This window comes from Mojavia sp., from assembly GCF_059505145.1.
On sequence record NZ_JCACKA010000074.1, the window covers coordinates 327432 to 345743 of the forward strand.

Genomic DNA, 18312 nt, shown 5'->3' on the forward strand with positions numbered 1-18312 from the left:
TCAAGCCTTGCTATATTTATGTCTAATTTATGTCCATATTTTTGGGGATAAAATATTGAGTTCCTACAGCCAAATAGCGCTACAATGGCACGCAATTGAGCTTTCGGTTTTGTACCATTAGTCTTTTTGCTATGTTGTCAGTTTTTGCCGCATTTTATCCTTTTGGGATAATAGAATGAGAGCAAAAATTTTACGTCTTGAAATACTAAAAAATTTCAATGAATCGTAGCAAATTTGACATATTGTTGCAGTAATAGTTTGTATAAACTAAGGCTTGTAGCTTCTCAACGCTTGTAATATTTTTATGACTTCCCGCATTCGCTTTTTGATGTGTGCCCCTGACCACTACGATGTAGACTATGTGATTAATCCCTGGATGGAAGGGAACATTCACAAGTCATCGCGCGATCGCGCCGTCGAACAGTGGCAAAAACTACACTACGTCCTCAAAGAACACGCCATTGTAGATTTAGTAACGCCTGAAAAAGGTTGGCCTGATATGGTATTTACCGCCAATGCCGGCTTGGTGTTGGGGGATAATGTTGTTCTCAGCCGCTTCCTGCACAAAGAACGTCAGGGAGAAGAACCTTACTTTCAACAATGGTTTGAAGGAAATGGTTACACAGTCCATGTATTGCCAAAAGACTTACCCTTTGAAGGCGCAGGGGACGCACTGCTAGACCGGGAAGGACGTTGGCTATGGGCAGGATACGGCTTCCGTTCTGAATTAGATTCTCATCCTTATCTAGCTAAATGGCTGGATATAGAAGTACTATCTTTGCGATTAATTGATGAGCGCTTCTATCATTTAGATACCTGCTTCTGTCCTCTAGCCAACGGTTATTTGCTTTACTATCCAGGCGCTTTTGATTCCTACTCCAACCGTTTAATTGAAATGCGAGTAGCAGCAGAAAAGCGCATCGCTATTGAAGAAGCCGACGCGGTAAACTTCGCCTGTAATGCGGTGAATGTTGACAGCATCGTGATTATGAACAAGGCGAGTGATGCTTTAAAAGCACGCCTAGCAGATGCAGGTTTCCAAGTAATTGAAACACCGCTAACTGAATTTCTCAAAGCTGGTGGTGCAGCGAAATGTCTTACCCTGCGGGTGACAGAACCAGTCAGAGATGAAATTCATGCCAATGTCTCAGTAGAAAGCCGCATCATTCGCCTAGAAGGACACTTGCTCGACTCTGGCTTGATTAACCGCGCTTTGGATTTAATTGTAGACACAGGTGGAAGTTTCCAAGTATTAAATTTCAACTTGGGAGAACAACGCCAAAGTACCTCAGCAGCTGAAGTGAAAGTATCAGCACCATCGCATGAAGTGATGGAAGAAATCATCTCGCTGTTGATTGATTTGGGTGCGGTAGACTTGCCCCAAGATGAGCGCGATGCCAAACTGGAGCCTGTGGTTCAAGATGGTGTTGCTCCTGATGATTTCTATGTAAGTACGATTTATCCTACTGAAGTACGGATTAAAGGACAGTGGGTGAAAGTACAAAATCAACGCATGGACGGTGCGATCGCAATTACCCAAACACCTCAAGGCTTAGTAGCTAAGTGTAAAATCTTACGGGATTTAGTAGTAGGCGAACAGGTAATAGTAGACGTACTAGGTATCCGCACGATTCGGAAAACAGAATCGCGCGAACAACGCAACGCCCAAGAATTTAGCTTTATGTCCGCAGGTGTTTCCAGCGAACGGCGTGTGGAATTAGTTGTGGAACAAGTAGCTTGGGAATTGCGTAAAATCCGAGATGCAGGCGGTAAAGTAGTTGTCACAGCGGGGCCTGTAGTAATTCACACAGGCGGCGGCGAACATCTATCACGGCTAATTCGAGAAGGATACGTACAGGCGCTTTTGGGCGGGAATGCGATCGCTGTCCACGACATCGAGCAAAATATGATGGGAACATCCCTCGGTGTAGACATGAAACGGGGTGTTGCTGTTCGTGGTGGACACCGCCATCACCTGAAGGTAATTAATACTATCCGCCGTTATGGAAGTATTGCCAAAGCAGTGGAAGCTGGGCTGATTAAGAGTGGCGTTATGTATGAGTGCGTCCGCAATTACGTACCTTTTGTTCTTGCCGGTTCGATTCGGGATGATGGGCCTTTGCCTGATACCCAAATGGATTTAATCAAAGCACAGCAAGAATACGCCCAACTTTTAGAAGGTGCGGAGATGATTTTGATGCTTTCATCAATGCTGCACTCGATTGGCGTAGGGAATATGACCCCGGCTGGTGTGAAAATGGTGTGTGTGGATATTAATCCAGCTGTGGTTACTAAGTTAAGCGATCGCGGTTCGATAGAATCGGTAGGTGTGGTTACAGATGTGGGATTGTTCCTCAGTCTGTTGACACAGCAACTGGATAAGTTGACAAGTCCTTATCGGGCAGTGGTAGGTTAAGAAAGGTATCACGCAGAGGCGCAGAGGCGCAGAGAAAGGGAATGATGAGAGTAGCTTTCAGAAGAGAGTTGCAGGTTAATTGGGTCAGTGCAATCGCTGATTTTATGCTGGCGGGTATGGTGATTGGCCCGCTAGCTGCTCCCTTTCTTGCTGCGTCTGGGGTATGGTTACTTGGGAGTATTGCGAACATCATTTATTTCATGGGCAATCATGTATGTCCGCAACCAGATATGGGCTTAGATTTAGCACCCCCATTTATGATGGCTGTATGTATGCGTTGCTATGGCACTGTTACAGGTTTATTTATTACCCGCCTACTATATGCTGTGACCGATGGTAAAGGTTTTTATTGGTTGAGCCAATATGGTTGGAATGGTGCAGCTTTAGCTAGTGTATTAATGATGGCTTATCCGTTGGAATTAGCAGCACAGGTTTTCGGTTTATGGAGTTTTAATAACTATATTGTCACGCCCTTTGGGTTAATTACGGGTTTGGCGTGGGGGTTATTTACTATGCCAATATTGCACGGGCGATTTTCAAGCAATTAGCTTATTTCTAATGAATGCGTAAGTCCTATAAATATAGAATTTATCTAGATGCTTGTTGCCTCAATCGTCCGTTTGACGATCAAACACAATCCCGGATTGCACTGTAAACACAAGCAATCCTGACAATTCTTAGCCAATGCTACTCAGGAATCTGGAGACTGATCGCAAGCGCTGCTTTGGATGCAGAATTAGACCAAACTCCCGATCTAGAAAGACTCAAGAATGTCAAAAAAATACTCGCGATCGCTAAAATCAAAGTCATCAGCAGCCAACTCATCGAAAAGCGATCGGCAGAACTCCAAAGCCTGGGATTTTCTAACTATGATGCCACTCATATCGCAAGCGCTGAAAGAAGCCAAGCCGACATTTTCCTCACGACAGACGATAGACTCCTCAAAAAAGCCCAGAGAAACCCTCAATTGATTAACGTAAAAATTAATAATCCTATGCAATGGCTAGTAGAAGTTATACAAATAGAGGAACAAAATAATGACTAGAACACAGCAGGAAATAATCAGACAAGGTTATCAAGCATTAGTTGATTCCTTGGGGGTTGTCGATGCAATAAGATTTATTCAACATTTCAGTCCAGGTCAAGGTGACTACACGAAGGAACGTCATCAGTGGCTAGACAAAAAATCTCTAGAGGATGTTTTTGCACAAATGAAACAGCGTCCAGAAGAAGATCCTAATCAGTATGAGGAAATTATTGAGTAGTGATATCATCAAACCACAATAACAATAGCCAGATAAAAGTCAAGACTGCAATGTCTTTCTGTTCAATAATTATCCAAGGTTGGTACTTTGTATCTCAAGAATTGAATAATCGATATCTAAAAGCCAATTTTCATCAACAAATTCTAAATTTTCATTTTAAACAAGAACCAATTCAGCCACTTTTTGAGATTTATTGCTTGCAGTTTGTATACTATCAATAGCATCAGCTATCAGGACAAACTTTAGTTGGATAAAGCGTTCTTTGTGGGTAATGCCAATAGAACTGCTAACTAATTCGGCTTTTAGTGTACGAGGTAAAGTAATTTTTTCATAATATTTATCTTGTTCATCCCAATACCCGCATATTTTATAATCACATAATTCCAGATGTTCTTTAATAAGAGCATCGGCATCTAAAGTTTCTAATATTGCAGTTAAATCTTGCCAAACTTGATGATTTTTTAATTATAGTCTTGTCATAGTTATGCACATTTAATGTTCTGTTACTAAACCGGGGAAGTGCAATATACCATCAATAAATTTTGCATGAAATCGGCGTAGGCGCAGCCCGCCGCAGGCATCGCCACCTTTACCTAAAACTTTAGATTTCAAAACTACCAGTTTTTACTTCTTACTAAAAACAGGAATCTCTATTTCACGCTTTTGAACCACTCAGTAATTCCTTCAGCTAGGGTCTTTGCCATCTTTTTCTGTTCCTCTGGATTTACTATCCATTCAAATTCATCAGGGTTACTCATAAAACCTAATTCCAGTAACACCGAGGGTGCAGCAGCAGGACGTGTCAGTGCCAAGTTATCCCACAACACACCATAGGAAGGTCTATTGAGCTTTTTAACTATGTAATTATGCAGAAAAACTGATAGGTCGTGAGCCTGGGGGTGATACCAAAAAGCTGAGAATCCCTTAGTTTTTTGGGCATCGCCATCATCAGGTAAAGAGTTATGATGAATAGAAAGAGCGATCGCGGGTTCTTCTTGACTAATAATTGCTTGACGTTCTGCTAAAGATAGATCCTTGTCATCTTCCCGCGTTAATACCACAGTCGCGCCACGCTTCACCAACTCAGCGCGCAGCAGCTTGGATACTACCAAGTTCACATCTTTTTCTAGATATCCAGTTGGGCCACTTGCACCTGATTCTTTACCTCCATGCCCTGGATCTAGTAAAATTTTAATACCACCTAAAGGCTTTTGTTTTCTGTGTCCGATTACAGGCGGATGACGCAAAGCCAAAACTAAGCTCGTACCCTCGTAATTCATCTTATATCCCCACTGTTGAGATTTTTTCAGATTAAAGGTGTACTGTACTTGTCCGGGAGCTACCTGTTGCCAATCTAAGCGAGAAATTAGCGGGCTGTCGTCTGTACGAACAATATCTGTTTGGGCGGTGGTGTTGTGTAGAGTGATGGTAAAAGTGCGATTACCTTGTTGCACACTTACAGGAACGGGAACTTCTAAAGGGAAAATAATCTCTGTAGCATTAGGTAGTTGACGATATCCGACACTGCGAATTTTTGTCCGTGGTGGGATAGCGCCTTGTAAAACTTGGGTTTCCTTATTGTTAATCCAAGCCCCATAATCCAGGCGTAACCATTCACCTTCTTTACCCGTAACTGTTGCTCGTGTTCCTTTGGGCAGTGGTGTGAGTCTAGAATAGTCGGTACCAGGGCCAGTGCGAGCAACGCCTGAGTCTGCCGTTACTTCAACAACTGGTAATTGTGCGGGTGAGAGGATTTGAAGATTGCCACTTCCTGGTTGAGTAATTGTCTTACCATTAAGTGTCAATCGAAATTCTGGTTTACCCAAATCGAAATTTTTCCCGGAATCTGGAGTAATAGCACCGGAGATTATATTGTTACCGTAATTAAAGGAGCTAGGCTGTTGTACTACAGTACAACCCTCATACCTTCCTACGGTAGACTGGTTAGCAGGTTGGTTTCGTCCTGTCAGAGCTGCCAAATTATTTGGTAGTTTTGCCTGAGTAGGCTGGGGCGAAAGCACAACAATTTGATTAGCCAGATTAACAGAAACGCTGGCATTAGAGGGTGCGATCGCGCTAAAACAAATTAACTCCCCTGGGAGTCTAGCAATGTCAGTTGCTGGACGAAGAGAATCTTTGGCAAAGGCTAAACCTTGTGGTATCTCTGGCTGAGTAGTAAGCCTTATCACCTTAATCTTTATTTCTTGATTCTGGTGACGCACAGTAAAAAGATTATCGCCCAATTGCAAGGGTAAACTTGGAGAAAAATGACCAGCCTGACTGCGGGTAACTGGCTTACCATTAATTAACACTTGACCGTCTAATGGTGCAGTACCAAGAAAGAAGATTTTTTCCGCACTTGTCTGGTAGTTTGTTCGAGGAAAAACAACTACAAAAGATGACTCTGCCAAGGCTACTGAGGAGGTGACAATACAGCTTAATATTACTAATCCTAAAAGTTTTTTCACAACGTGATTACACTAAGATTTCACAACGTGCTGTGGCACAATGACGGGATGTATTTTTAGAAGTTGCTAGCAATTTAAATTAGTATGACTAAGTTTATTTTTGTAACTGGGGGCGTAGTTTCCAGTATCGGCAAAGGCATTGTAGCAGCAAGTCTAGGGCGTTTGCTCAAGTCGCGCAATTATTCTGTGTCGATTCTGAAACTCGACCCTTATCTTAATGTTGATCCAGGGACAATGAGTCCGTTTCAACATGGAGAAGTTTTTGTTACCGAGGATGGTGCAGAAACAGATTTGGACTTAGGGCATTATGAACGCTTCACCGATACTTCCATGTCGCGGCTAAACAGCGTTACCACTGGCTCGATTTACCAATCTGTAATTAATAAAGAGCGTCGCGGCGATTATAATGGCGGCACTGTGCAAGTGATACCTCACATCACTAATGAGATTAAAGAGCGGATTTTAAAAGTCGCTAAAAATACAAATCCCGATGTGGTGATTACAGAAATAGGTGGCACAGTAGGAGATATCGAATCACTGCCATTTTTGGAAGCAATTCGCCAATTTCGCAAGGAAGTAGGACGACAAAACGTCCTGTATACCCACGTCACCCTACTACCGTGGATTGCTTCTGCCGGTGAAATGAAAACTAAGCCCACACAACATTCGGTGAAGGAACTGAGATCGATTGGCATTCAACCAGATATTTTAGTTTGCCGCTGCGATCGCCCTTTACCTATTGGGTTAAAACGAAAATTATCAGAATTTTGCGACGTGGCCGAAGAATGTGTCATCACCTCCCAAGATGCCAAAAGTATTTATGAAGTGCCACTGATGTTAGAACGGGAAGGAATGGCGCAGCAAGTGTTGGACTTGCTGCAAATGGAACAACGCCAACCAGATCTCGTGCAGTGGCAAAGCTTAGTGCAGCATTTACACAGCCCCAGATACGACGTAGAAATTGCGATTGTAGGTAAATACGTGCGCTTAGGTGATGCCTATATATCAGTAGTAGAAGCGTTGCAACATGCAGCCATCTCTACTTATGGCAAACTGCGCTTGCGTTGGGTAAACTCAGAAGCCTTAGAAAATGATCCAGCCGAACACCATTTGGAAGGAGTTGATGGTGTAGTTGTACCAGGAGGTTTCGGCATCCGGGGAGTAGATGGTAAAATTGCCGCGATTAAATATGCCCGCGATCGCCAAATCCCCTTCTTAGGTTTGTGCTTGGGAATGCAATGTGCTGTAATTGAATGGGCAAGGCACATAGAAGGATTAAAGGATGCCAACAGTGCCGAGTTTGACCCTGAGACCAGCGATCCAGTAATTAACCTGTTACCAGAACAGCAGGATGTGGTCGATTTAGGTGGCACAATGCGTTTAGGGCTTTATCCTTGCCATATTCTCCCCAATTCTTTAGCATCTAAGCTCTATCAAGAAGATGTGATTTATGAGCGGCATCGGCATCGATACGAGTTTAACAATAACTACCGCCAACTTTTATTAGAATCAGGTTACCTGATCAGTGGCACTTCTCCCGATGGACGCTTAGTCGAAATTGTGGAATTACCAAAGCATCCATTCTTTCTTGCTTGCCAATTTCACCCAGAGTTTCAATCGCGCCCTAGCAATCCTCATCCTTTATTTAAAGGATTTATCCAAGCCGCGATCGCTCGTTCCACCCCAGCTCTGGTGCGGCAATATTAGGTACGCTGGCAGAAGTTAATTAAAATTCACAATTAAAAGCAGGTTTTTTGCGTTTTAAATTGTGAATTTTGCTAAAGTGACAGCGACACTCAATAGGGGCTTGAGGAGATTTTGTGGCGTACTGGGTGAAAATCCTTTACGAGAGGAAACAATATGTCGTTAATTTTGACCGTATTAATGCTTTTTGTTATGAACAAAACGGCAGGGTTACCTTTTGGTTGCCCGATTCTGCCATTCCTATTGTGATTAGCCCACAAAGTAATCCCCAAGACTATCAAAAAATTTTAAAATATCTAGAAAGCGTTACAGGGTTAGAGCTAGAAAATGCTTACTGGGTAAAAATACTTTATGAAAACAATGAATATGTAATTAACCTTCATTGCATCAGTTCTTTTTGCCAAGAATCTAACGGCAGGATAACTTTTTGGTTGCCTGATGGTACTATCCCTATTATTATTAATCCAATAAATAATCCAGAATCTTATCAAAAAGTCTTGCAATTTGTTCACAAGATAACAGGTTATTCTTGGTCTTGAATTGGGCACTGGGCATTGGGCATTGGGGAGAAGGGGCAGATGAGAAGAAATGGCTAGAGTTCCCCCTACTGCATTCTTTCCTAGTCCCTAGTCCCTAATCCCCAGCCCCCAATCTGCAATTCAAAATCTTGAATGCTGTTGCCATGCCAACTTCGCTGCACCCAACATTCCCGCAGCATTGCCTAATTCTGCGGGTATAATTTGCAAACCTACACGAGATGTAGCCATAACTCGCTTCTCAATTTCTGCCTTCATTGCTGGTAAGAAAAACTTGAAGCTGGCACTCACTCCGCCACCAATGACGATCGCTTCTGGCGTTAAAACGTAAATCAAACTCGTCAAGCCAATACCCAAATCTCTACCATATTCTTGCCAAAAATTCAAAGCATCGGCATCTGCTGCTTCAGCAAGAACGCCCAATTCAAACGGTTCTTTGCCAGTGCGACGACGAATCGCTTTGAGTGAAGTATATTGCTCCAAAGAGCCGTGATTGCCACTATTACACATGGGGCCATCAGGGTTGAAGCTGATTAAACCCAATTCTCCACCTGCACCTTGATGTCCGATAAACAATTTGCCATCTAGGATAATCGCACCGCCTACCCCAGTTCCCAAAGTCAGCATAATAAAATTTTGAAAGCGGCGACCAGCACCCAACCAAGCTTCGCCCAAGCCTGCACAGTTTGCATCGTTACCCAGAATCGTTGGTTTGCCAGTTTTAACTTCCAACCAATCTGCCAAAGGTACATCACACCAACCTGGGAGGTTGATGGCGATTTTAGCAATGCGTCCTGTAGCATCAGCAGGGCCAGGAGTCCCGACACCGATGGCAACAGTTTGATCCGAATTAATTTGCGCGATCGCATCCACCATCACCGCCAGCACAGCTTCTGGTGTCGCTGGTTGGGGAGTAGGCACGGTTAAAGATTGCAAGCAAGTGCCATCTTGTCCAAACCGTCCCAGCTTAATCGCTGTTCCACCCAAATCAATACCAATTACTTCAGAATTCACCACTTTCAAATCTTTACACCAAAGCGGGGGTTGGGTACTGGATATTAGAGACTGGGGACTGGGGACTAGGGATTGGGCAATTTACCTAGTACCCAATACCCAATCCCCAATACCTAATACCCTATACTCAATCACTTTAAAAAAGCATATTAGCTTTTTTGCGTTTTGGCGCGAAAAAATTCCGAACTTTCTGGTTTCTTAGCCGTAATTTGTAAATCAGTAACGTTTGCTAGACGAGTACTCGATTGCCCCTGCCAAGCTGTGACTGGCGTTCCCCGTAAGATACCAGCTAAAGCTACAGAAAGCATGAACCCGCCAGCAGCGGCAGCAATTAAAGTTATATTGTCTTTCACACAAATCTCTCAGTAACAAATACAAAAGTTTAGTTATTAGTTATCAACCATTCACGAGCGATCCTTGTCCCCGTGTCCCCCAGTCCCCAGTTATCAATGCTCAACACGTGTACTGATTACTGTTCACTGTTGAGCAATTATTTCCGGATACTATTTTGTCTCCGTAAACGAGGATTGACAAATTCGTTTAACCCCTCACCTAGTAGTGATAACCCTACCACCATGAATGTCATCGCTAAACCCGGAAAAAGTGTAGTCCACCAAATACCGGTAGGTAATGCTTCTAAAGCTTGTCTTAAATCATGTCCCCATTCTGGCACTTCTTCCGGAAGTCCTAGCCCCAAAAAGCCCAAACCGCCTAATACCAAAATTGCATCGGCGGCGTTAAGAGTGAATAGTACGGGTACGCTTTGAATGACGTTGAAAAATAGATAGCGAGAAAGCACAATCCAGGTTGAAGCGCCCATTGCTTGAGCAGCTTCTATGAAAACTTCAGTTTTAACGCTCACAGTGTGGTTGCGAACAACCCGGTAATATTGAGGAATGTAAGCAATGCTGATGGCGATCGCTGCATTTAATATCCCACGCCCCACAACAAAAGCCAGGGTTACTGAAAGCAGCAGACCAGGTAGGGTATAAATGCTATCCATGAGAAACAGCAAAACCTTATCTAATCTACCGCCTAGATAGCCGCTGACCATACCCAAAGGTACACCTATTACCATACTCAACGCTGTTGCTAAAATTACCACTTGCAACGCAGCTTGAGCGCCAAACAGTGTACGAGAGAATACATCATAGCCCAGGCGGCTAGTACCAAACCAATATTTGCCTGAAGGTGGCTCTTGAATGGGGTTAGTTAGGAAATCTTTGGGATTTTGCAGCCATCCCCAAGCTTGAAATACGGGAGCAAAGAATGCCAAGAATAGAAAAAATAGAGTAATGGCTAACCCTATCAGCATTAATCGCTGGGAAAGATTGGGATTTTTAGGAAAGCGTAAAAATGACGGCAATTGCCGTTTTGTCATGGTCATGAGCGATCGCCTGCATTGAGCAAGATACGCTGACCATTTTACATATCAGAGTAGCGATTGGGGACTAGGGATTGGGGACTAGGGATTGGGGACTTGGCAAAAATCTCTCATAAAATTGAGGGACTTTAGATTGGGATGATATGGGAGATAAGGGCTTTGAGTCTTTAGACTTCTATCACGATAGCCTCAAGCTGCTAAAAGCCGCTTATCGACTAGCAGATAGTTTGCCAGATTGTGAACGTTACAATTTAAGCGATCAATTACGAAGAGCAGCTTGCAGTGTATTACTTAACATAGCTGAGGGCTATGGACGTTATCATTATTTAGATAGATTGCGTTTCATGTACATTGCTCGCGGTTCATTAGCTGAAACCAAAAGCGCTTTCATTATTGCTGAGAGCTTGGGGTATTGCAATACAGAACAATTAAACTGGGTTAGCCAGCTTAAAGACCAGATTGAAAAAGGTCTTAATGGTTACTGCCGTTTCATTCGTTCCCAGCAACAAGGTAAAGAAGAGTACGGTACTCGATTAGGAGATTGATGATCGGGTATTGGGTATTGGGTATTAGGTATCGGGTATCGGGTATCGGGTATTGGGTATTTGGTATTGAGTATCAGGTATTGGATATTAGGTAAATTGCCCAGTCCCCAGTCCCCAGTCCCCAGTCCCCATTCCCCAGTCCCCAGTCCCCAGTCCCCAATCGCTCAAAGATTACTTTCAATCAACTGCCGATACTCACTCTTTTGCTTCACGCCTTTAACTTCTTTCAACAGTTCCTTATCCTTGAATAATTGAACTGTTGGTGTTCCTGTCACACCTGCATTTTCGGCAATATCTCTATCTTTGTCGATGTCAATTTCTACAAAGTGGATTTTGCCATCAAATTCATCGACTACTTTATTTAATATTGGCTTTAGAGTATGACAAGGGCCGCAACCGGGAGCGACGTATTTAACTAAGAGTATGCGATCGCTTTCATGAAAGAGCTTCCGTAAAGCATAACCACCTTCATGGCGCGTTGCATTCAAGTTAAATTCTGCTTCTTGCTCGGCTTCAGTCTTCTTCGCTACTGGCTGATGTTCTAATTCATTATCTGCTGTTTCTGGCTTTTGATGGAACTCTTGAATTAAACCATTAAAAGACAACCAGCGTTCTGCCAGCATCGCCGCCATACAACCAGTACCAGCAGCCGTAATTGCCTGACGAAACTCATGATCTTGCACGTCACCAGCCGCAAAAACACCTTCTACACTGGTTTCTACAGAACCGTGCTTGGTGACAACATAGCCTACATCATCTAGTTCCAATTGCCCTTTGAATAAAGAAGTATTGGGAGTGTGACCGATAGCGTAGAATAAGCCCTTAGCGTGTATTTGGCTCACTTCGCCAGTTTTGGTATTACGGATTTTCACCCCGTCCATGTGACCGTTACCAAAAATATCCACGGCTTCTGTGTTCCAATGTACCTGGATTTTCGGGTTACTTAAAACACGGTCTTGCATGGCTTTAGAAGCCCGCATCTTATCAGAACGCACCAGCAGATTCACCTTAGAACCGTACTTAGTCAGGTAAATCGACTCTTCCGCCGCCGAGTCTCCAGCACCAATCACAGCCAATTCCGCACCGTGGAAAATTGGTGTCGCACCATCGCAAATTGCACAAGCAGAGATACCCCGGCTCCAAAATTCATGTTCATTGGGTAAACCTAAACGCCTTGCTGTTGCACCAGTAGCGATGACGATGCTGTTAGCTTTAACTTCTCTTTCTTCTGAACGGATGGTAAAAGGACGCTGGCTTAAATCAACTGATATCACATCTTCTGTATATAACTCAGCACCCCAGCGTTCTGCTTGCACCTTCATCCGATCCATCAGTTCCGGCCCAGTAATACCTTGAGGAAACCCAGGAAAGTTCTCTACTTCCGTCGTTGTCATAAGTTGTCCGCCAGGTAATCCCCCAGCTTGGAAACCTTCAAATACAACAGGTTTCAAGTTAGCTCGTCCTGCATATATGGCCGCTGTGTATCCTGCTGGCCCAGAACCGATGATTACCAAGTTTTCTACTGTCGGGTTGGTCATAACAGTTATACAAACTCATAACGACTACGCTTAATATAGCATAGCAAATCGTGATTGGCTACGCCAGATGGTAAGCGATAGGAAAACGCCTACGGCACTATGCGCTCAATACCTTGCAAAACATCCTCTTAATTGCTAAGACTGTTCTTGCAGATATTTCCTAATAGTTTCAGCATCTACTTCTAAAAATTCTGCTATTTCTTGAATACTCATACCTCTTTCAAGGCATTTTGGTACTAATTTCAATTTTGTTTCTTGTTCGGTTTTTGCCAGTATACTTTCGTATAATCGAGTATTTCTGAATTCATCTAAATTAAGCATGGCTTCAATTTCCTCTACAGCAAGATTGGGAAATTTGTAAAATACAATGGCTTGGATAAATGCTAGCACTTTCTTTTGAAGAGTTTCATCAGGTAAATTTTCTCTTGCCTGATTAATTAGCTGTTGGGCTAGGGAAGTAGCTTTTGTAGGCGATTCTATAAATAGTTTGGCAATTCCTATACCTAATGAATATTCAGATCCAACAGAAAGTTCATTCAAATAAATGCAGCGCAGATGTTGTTCTATTAAAACCCGGTAGCGAGGGTGAGGTGGGATTTCATGAATGCGTTTGTCGTAGATAACAATTGCATACCAGTCGGAGTTGGCTGGTTTATATTGACGGAAGTAAACAAAAATTTCACCAAAAAGACGTTCATAAAATTCTTCATCTTTGTAAGTTTGTAATTCTACAAAGTATAAAGGTTCATTTTCAAATCCCTCGATAGTAGAAAATAAACCATCTAAACGAAATGACTGTTGTTTGATTTCAGGTGCGGTAAATGTGTAGATATTGGGATTAGTATTAGGTTTTCCAATAAGTTCAAAAAATAACTGTGGTAGTTCTTTAATAAATTCATAAAAAATGACATCTGTTTTCATTGATGCTATTAATGGCAAACTAAACAGTCGTTTTTGGTTAGATACAATACATTGTAGCTTTCGTAGGGTAAGCTATTTAAAATAGATACAAAAGTGTTATTTATTGCATTATGTGCGTAATATAAAAATTCACAACAACTACGCTGAATCTGCCATAAAAACTGCAATTGGCTTTACTAGTAGTGTGGGCGATCGCAAATGGGAAAAATTGGAGATATTATTGGCGATGTCTATGACAAGCCCTACGGGTAAATCCTACGGATACGCTGCGCGAACGCCAGTTCCTTTATGCCGGGGAACCCTTTCGGCAGTTCCTCCTGGGGGAAACCCCCAAGACCGGACTGCCTCACCACCGGACTGGCTCACCGCTCCGCGTCTACGCAGCTAGCCAATTGTTGTGCGAACAGTACCTATGATATGTATAAGAGTATTTTCTGTAATCTTATGTCTTTCACCATTACAGATTTAGAACAATTACAAACCGAGCATCCAGAATGGCAGATGGAGCTGGTAGAAGGAAACATTATACTTATGGGGCCATCAGATTACGAGTCAGAGGAAATTGGCGGTCGTCTAATTACGTTTTTAAATATTTGGGTAATGTCGCGCAAGCTAGGGCGTGTAACTGGTTCTAGCGCTGGGTTTATTTTGCCTCAGATAGAAGAAGATTCTGAAAAAAAAAACCTGCGTGCGCCTGACGTGTCTTTTGTGCGGGCTGACAGATTAAAGAAAACCAAGCGCGACTTTGTAGAGTTAGTTCCAGACTTGATGGTTGAGATCAAATCCAAAACAGACAAAATTCAACCGCTGGAAGAGAAGATTCAGCTATTCCTAAAACTTGGGTCTACAGTCGGGATACTGATTGATCCTGACATCTTGACAGTAACGGTTTACCGACTAAACCAAGCTCCAGTTGTATTGCAGAATGGAGACACACTCACGTTACCAGATTTGCTGCCAAGTTGGGAACTGGCAATATCAGAACTATGGCCACCTGAATTTGATTGATACTCCCATAATCGAAATTAAGAATCTAGCCCTTGGTTCCAGCCAGGGGCTTATTTATGCCAGAGCTTACGTACCAATAACGTAGTTTCGTCATTGCGACCGTAGGAAAGCATAAGTCCTAAGCCCTTCGGGCACGCTGCGCGGTAAGCGAAGCTATGCCCGAAGGGCTTTACGGACACGCTACGCGATCGCAAAGCCTTGTTTTTCATTGTGAATGGGTAAGTCCTATATGTGTATGGCATTTTTAAATGCGAGGATTCTAGATTTTGGCACTCCATCACGTCCACCCGGCGATAAAACCCTAATCTGAAAAATATTTTTACTACAAGTGATATGAAACTGATCCGAGGTGGGTAAGTTATTTATAGAACAAACAACCCACCCCACGGCAGGGAAAACACTTATGAAAACCGAACTAAAAGCTAAATTCATCCAACACATTCTCGGCAAAAAGAAAGAAAACGAAGGTTTTACACTTATTGAATTGTTGGTAGTAATTATCATCATTGGTATTTTGTCAGCTATTGCACTACCTTCTTTCTTGAACCAAGCTAATAAAGCAAAACAATCTGAAGCTAAAACCTATGTTGGTTCTATGAACAGAGGTCAACAAGCTTTCTACACAGAAAATTCCAGCTTTACAAGTTCAGTTGATGACTTAGGAATTGGTGTTAGTACTGCAACTTCTAACTATAAATACGGCACAGCTGCAACTGCGGCAGCAGGTACTGTTCTTGCTTACGCTACAAGCTATTCAGATTTGAATGATAATATCACTGGCTTGAGAAATTATGGTGGTAGGGTTTATTTAAAAGCTGTGGGGGCTAACTCAGAGTTAACTAGTATCGCTTTCCTGTGTGAAGCTAACAATGTAGGAGTGAGTGGTTCTGGTTTGACTGACGTAACCAGCTGCACCAGTGCCGCAAAATTCATTAAGTAAGAGTTAATAAATAACTCATACTTGTAGAAAATCTAGCAAATTCAAAGGAGTTAAGAATGCCACCTTATGAGGTGATGTTCTTAACTCTTAAAAGTTTTAAATATGATTATTTTTAGAGATACTAAGACTATCAGTAAAAATAAAAGTTTAAAATTTTTATTAGATTTAGACGTAGTAACGTAACACAGTTAAAATAGTTGATCAATTTACAGGGTGCGTTGTTAACGCACCCTGTAAATTTAAAAATTTTCAATTATAATCTAACAGTTCAATAATTTTGGATAGTAGAAACGTAATAATATGGTATTAAAACAATCTTTTCTTAATAGCCATGATTGGCAACAACAAGCAGAACAATATTTAATAGCAGAAAACTACAGTGCAGCCGCTACTCTTTATGAGCAGGCAATTGAAAGTGAGCCAGATATTAAGTCATATTACTGGAATTTAGGACTAATGTTGCTGCTGCAAGGGCAAGAAACTGAGGCACAAATGACTTGGTTGATGGCCTTATCAGAAGATGAAGGAGAAGTATACACGGCAGAGCTAGTAAAAGTTTTAGAAACGGAAGCTGAACGTCGGATAACTATTGAAGACTATCGAATCGCTTTGGCAATTCGTCAGCATATCAGAGAAATTGTCCCTGAAGATATCAATAATTTACTGCACATTGTTGAAATCTTACTCAACTTGCACGATTCTAATGAAGATATTCATGATTTATTAGAATCAATAATCAATTTATTAGCTATAGAAACAATTTCCTATGACACAGACTTATTATTGAATATTGTAAAAAATATTTTAATTTACGCAACCAACGAACCATTAGTATTCACTTTCGTTGAAACTAGTATTAAGTATTTCCCTAAAACTGTAACTATTATTGAAACAGTAATGGTAGAAAGCATAGCAATTGCTATGTTTCAAAAAATGCCAGAATTAGCATCAAAGTTTGCGGAAATCTGTTGGCAACTAGTTCCTGTAGACAGGGTAATAGAACAACGAGAAATTCTCGTAACATTAGCTAATTTTTACCAAAATTGCCAAAAATATACACAAGGTATCGAAACAGCCAAAAAATGTTATGAAATAGTTAATACATTAGCTGAAAAAATTTGTATCAATGCCTTAGTTCTTAGAGGTTTAATGACAGCGGGTAGTTATTGGGAGGAGGTATGTTCTGTATTAGATCAGCAAGTATTGCTTGCCAAACAACTTATTCAAGAAAAACCTAATAATCTTGATATAGTTATCACTGCGCGACTTTTTACTTCAGGCTTTTTCTTGCCATATATTTATGACAATCCTGAAAAACACCGCAAACTTCAAAATGATATTTCTAGTTTATGCCAAGCTAATGTTATTCAAAATCATTTAGAAGTTGCAGAACGGCAGAATAAGTTATTGCAATTTCGCAAACAGAGTATAAATAAAGACAAAAAAGCTCTTAATATAGGCTATATTTCTCATTGCTTAAAGAGACATTCTGTAGGGTGGTTATGCCGATGGTTGTTTAGAAATCATAATCCCGAAAAATTTAAAATACATAGTTATTTTTTATATGATGCAGATGTCGTAGAACAATTTACAAAAAATAATTTTATTGACACATCATATAAATTTCATAAATTTGGGATTCGTGACTATAATATATGGGATGAAATCCAGAAAGATGAAATTGATATTCTGGTAGATTTAGATAGTATTACTTTAGATCACTCTTGTCAGTTGATGTCAATTAAATCAGCCCCTATACAAGTAACTTGGCTGGGTTGGGATGCTTCAGGATTGCCATCAATTGACTACTTTATTGCTGATCCTTATGTATTACCTGAATCAGCACAGGATTATTACAGTGAAACAATTTGGAGATTACCTCAAACTTATATAGCTGTTGATGGTTTTGAGGTGGATGTACCTAATTTACGACGGGAAAACTTAGATATTCCTAGTGATGCCATAGTTTATTTTATGACTCAAAAGGGGTATAAAAGGCATCAGGAACACCTGCAATTACAATTGAAAATTATCAAAGAAGTACCCAATAGTTATCTTTTAATTAAAGGTGATGCTGATCCAGAATCATCCAAAGAATTTTTTGAGCGTATTGCAGAAGAAGAAGGTGTTGATTTTTCTCAACTACGATTTTTACCTAATGCTCCTTCTGAAGCGATTCACCGTGCTAACTTGGGGCTTGCAGATGTTGTTCTTGATACTTATCCCTACAATGGAGCGACGACAACATTAGAAACCCTTTGGATGGGTATACCGATGGTAACAAGAGTTGGACAGCAATTTGCAGCCCGAAACAGCTACAGCATGATGATGAATGTAGGTGTAACAGAAGGTATTGCTTGGAGTGAAGATGAGTACGTAGAGTGGGGCGTGTGCTTGGGTAAGGATGAGAAATTGCGACAGCAAATTTCTTGGAAGTTGCGTCAATCAAGGTACACAGCACCGCTATGGAATGCCAAACAGTTTACTCTTGAGATGGAGAAAGCTTATCAGCAAATGTGGCAGAGATATATTGATCGATGAACTACCTCAACTTGCAATGTTGAGGTCGATTA

At 41.6% G+C, this 18312-nt stretch carries 17 protein-coding genes; 11 read left to right on the forward strand and 6 right to left on the reverse strand.

The genetic code is table 11. The annotated features are described in order from the left end of the window. The first annotated feature begins 304 nt into the window (after window positions 1-304). The 4 genes from argZ to AC5JL8_RS20580 all read left to right on the forward strand — a co-directional run bounded on the left by argZ (window position 305) and on the right by AC5JL8_RS20580 (window position 3681). Window positions 305-2416 (forward strand): bifunctional arginine dihydrolase/ornithine cyclodeaminase, encoded by a 2112-nt coding sequence (gene argZ / locus AC5JL8_RS20565; protein ID WP_495881524.1) that lies wholly within the window; start codon window positions 305-307, stop codon window positions 2414-2416. Window positions 2417-2457: 41 nt separating this feature from the next. Further along, on the forward strand, window positions 2458-2964 hold the full coding sequence (locus AC5JL8_RS20570) for a DUF2085 domain-containing protein (RefSeq protein ID WP_495881525.1): 507 nt from the start codon (window positions 2458-2460) through the stop codon (window positions 2962-2964). Window positions 2965-3140: 176 nt separating this feature from the next. Beyond that, complete coding sequence (locus AC5JL8_RS20575) at window positions 3141-3461, forward strand: hypothetical protein (RefSeq protein WP_495881526.1); 321 nt, start codon at window positions 3141-3143, stop codon at window positions 3459-3461. Continuing rightward, window positions 3454-3681: a hypothetical protein gene (locus AC5JL8_RS20580; protein WP_495881527.1), complete on the forward strand. Its 228-nt coding sequence runs from the start codon at window positions 3454-3456 to the stop codon at window positions 3679-3681. The genes AC5JL8_RS20575 and AC5JL8_RS20580 overlap by 8 nt, the downstream gene beginning before the upstream one ends. 650 nt (window positions 3682-4331) lie before the next feature. Here AC5JL8_RS20580 and AC5JL8_RS20585 read toward each other — a convergent pair. Beyond that, complete coding sequence (locus AC5JL8_RS20585) at window positions 4332-6149, reverse strand: N-acetylmuramoyl-L-alanine amidase (RefSeq protein ID WP_495881528.1); 1818 nt, start codon at window positions 6147-6149, stop codon at window positions 4332-4334. Between the two features lie 84 nt (window positions 6150-6233). On the opposite strand from AC5JL8_RS20585, the gene pyrG reads away from it, so the two are divergent. Next, window positions 6234-7856, forward strand: a complete 1623-nt coding sequence (gene pyrG, locus AC5JL8_RS20590) for a CTP synthase (protein ID WP_495881529.1) — start codon at window positions 6234-6236, stop codon at window positions 7854-7856. 113 nt (window positions 7857-7969) lie between these two features. After that, window positions 7970-8392 carry a hypothetical protein gene (locus tag AC5JL8_RS20595; RefSeq protein WP_495881530.1) on the forward strand — a complete coding sequence of 141 codons (423 nt, stop codon included), beginning with the start codon at window positions 7970-7972 and terminating at the stop codon, window positions 8390-8392. Window positions 8393-8512: 120 nt separating this feature from the next. On the opposite strand, the gene AC5JL8_RS20600 is transcribed toward AC5JL8_RS20595, so the two are convergent. From AC5JL8_RS20600 to AC5JL8_RS20610, 3 genes are all read right to left on the reverse strand, one after another. After that, window positions 8513-9406 (reverse strand): ROK family protein, encoded by an 894-nt coding sequence (locus AC5JL8_RS20600; RefSeq protein WP_495881531.1) that lies wholly within the window; start codon window positions 9404-9406, stop codon window positions 8513-8515. Between the two features lie 146 nt (window positions 9407-9552). Then, entirely contained in the window at window positions 9553-9756 is a 204-nt protein-coding gene (locus AC5JL8_RS20605) for a hypothetical protein (RefSeq protein WP_495881532.1), read from the reverse strand. Window positions 9757-9893: 137 nt separating this feature from the next. Beyond that, window positions 9894-10790 (reverse strand): ABC transporter permease, encoded by an 897-nt coding sequence (locus AC5JL8_RS20610; RefSeq protein WP_495881533.1) that lies wholly within the window; start codon window positions 10788-10790, stop codon window positions 9894-9896. Between the two features lie 140 nt (window positions 10791-10930). On the opposite strand from AC5JL8_RS20610, the gene AC5JL8_RS20615 reads away from it, so the two are divergent. Then, window positions 10931-11332 (forward strand): four helix bundle protein, encoded by a 402-nt coding sequence (locus tag AC5JL8_RS20615; RefSeq protein ID WP_495881534.1) that lies wholly within the window; start codon window positions 10931-10933, stop codon window positions 11330-11332. A 164-nt stretch (window positions 11333-11496) separates the two neighbouring features. Here AC5JL8_RS20615 and trxB read toward each other — a convergent pair whose 3' ends face one another. After that, window positions 11497-12870 carry a thioredoxin-disulfide reductase gene (trxB, locus tag AC5JL8_RS20620; RefSeq protein WP_495881535.1) on the reverse strand — a complete coding sequence of 458 codons (1374 nt, stop codon included), beginning with the start codon at window positions 12868-12870 and terminating at the stop codon, window positions 11497-11499. A 135-nt stretch (window positions 12871-13005) separates the two neighbouring features. Next, a complete protein-coding gene (locus AC5JL8_RS20625) occupies window positions 13006-13791 on the reverse strand; it encodes an Rpn family recombination-promoting nuclease/putative transposase (RefSeq protein WP_495881536.1) in 786 nt (261 codons plus the stop codon). 112 nt (window positions 13792-13903) lie between these two features. On the opposite strand from AC5JL8_RS20625, the gene AC5JL8_RS20630 reads away from it, so the two are divergent. From AC5JL8_RS20630 to AC5JL8_RS20645, 4 genes are all read left to right on the forward strand, one after another. Next, a complete protein-coding gene (locus AC5JL8_RS20630) occupies window positions 13904-14179 on the forward strand; it encodes a hypothetical protein (protein ID WP_495881537.1) in 276 nt (91 codons plus the stop codon). 56 nt (window positions 14180-14235) lie between these two features. Beyond that, entirely contained in the window at window positions 14236-14799 is a 564-nt protein-coding gene (locus AC5JL8_RS20635) for a Uma2 family endonuclease (RefSeq protein ID WP_495881538.1), read from the forward strand. A gap of 403 nt (window positions 14800-15202) precedes the next feature. Continuing rightward, window positions 15203-15739 (forward strand): type IV pilin-like G/H family protein, encoded by a 537-nt coding sequence (locus tag AC5JL8_RS20640; RefSeq protein ID WP_495881688.1) that lies wholly within the window; start codon window positions 15203-15205, stop codon window positions 15737-15739. A 300-nt stretch (window positions 15740-16039) separates the two neighbouring features. Then, a complete protein-coding gene (locus tag AC5JL8_RS20645) occupies window positions 16040-18280 on the forward strand; it encodes an O-linked N-acetylglucosamine transferase, SPINDLY family protein (protein ID WP_495881539.1) in 2241 nt (746 codons plus the stop codon). The last annotated feature ends 32 nt before the right edge of the window (window positions 18281-18312 follow it).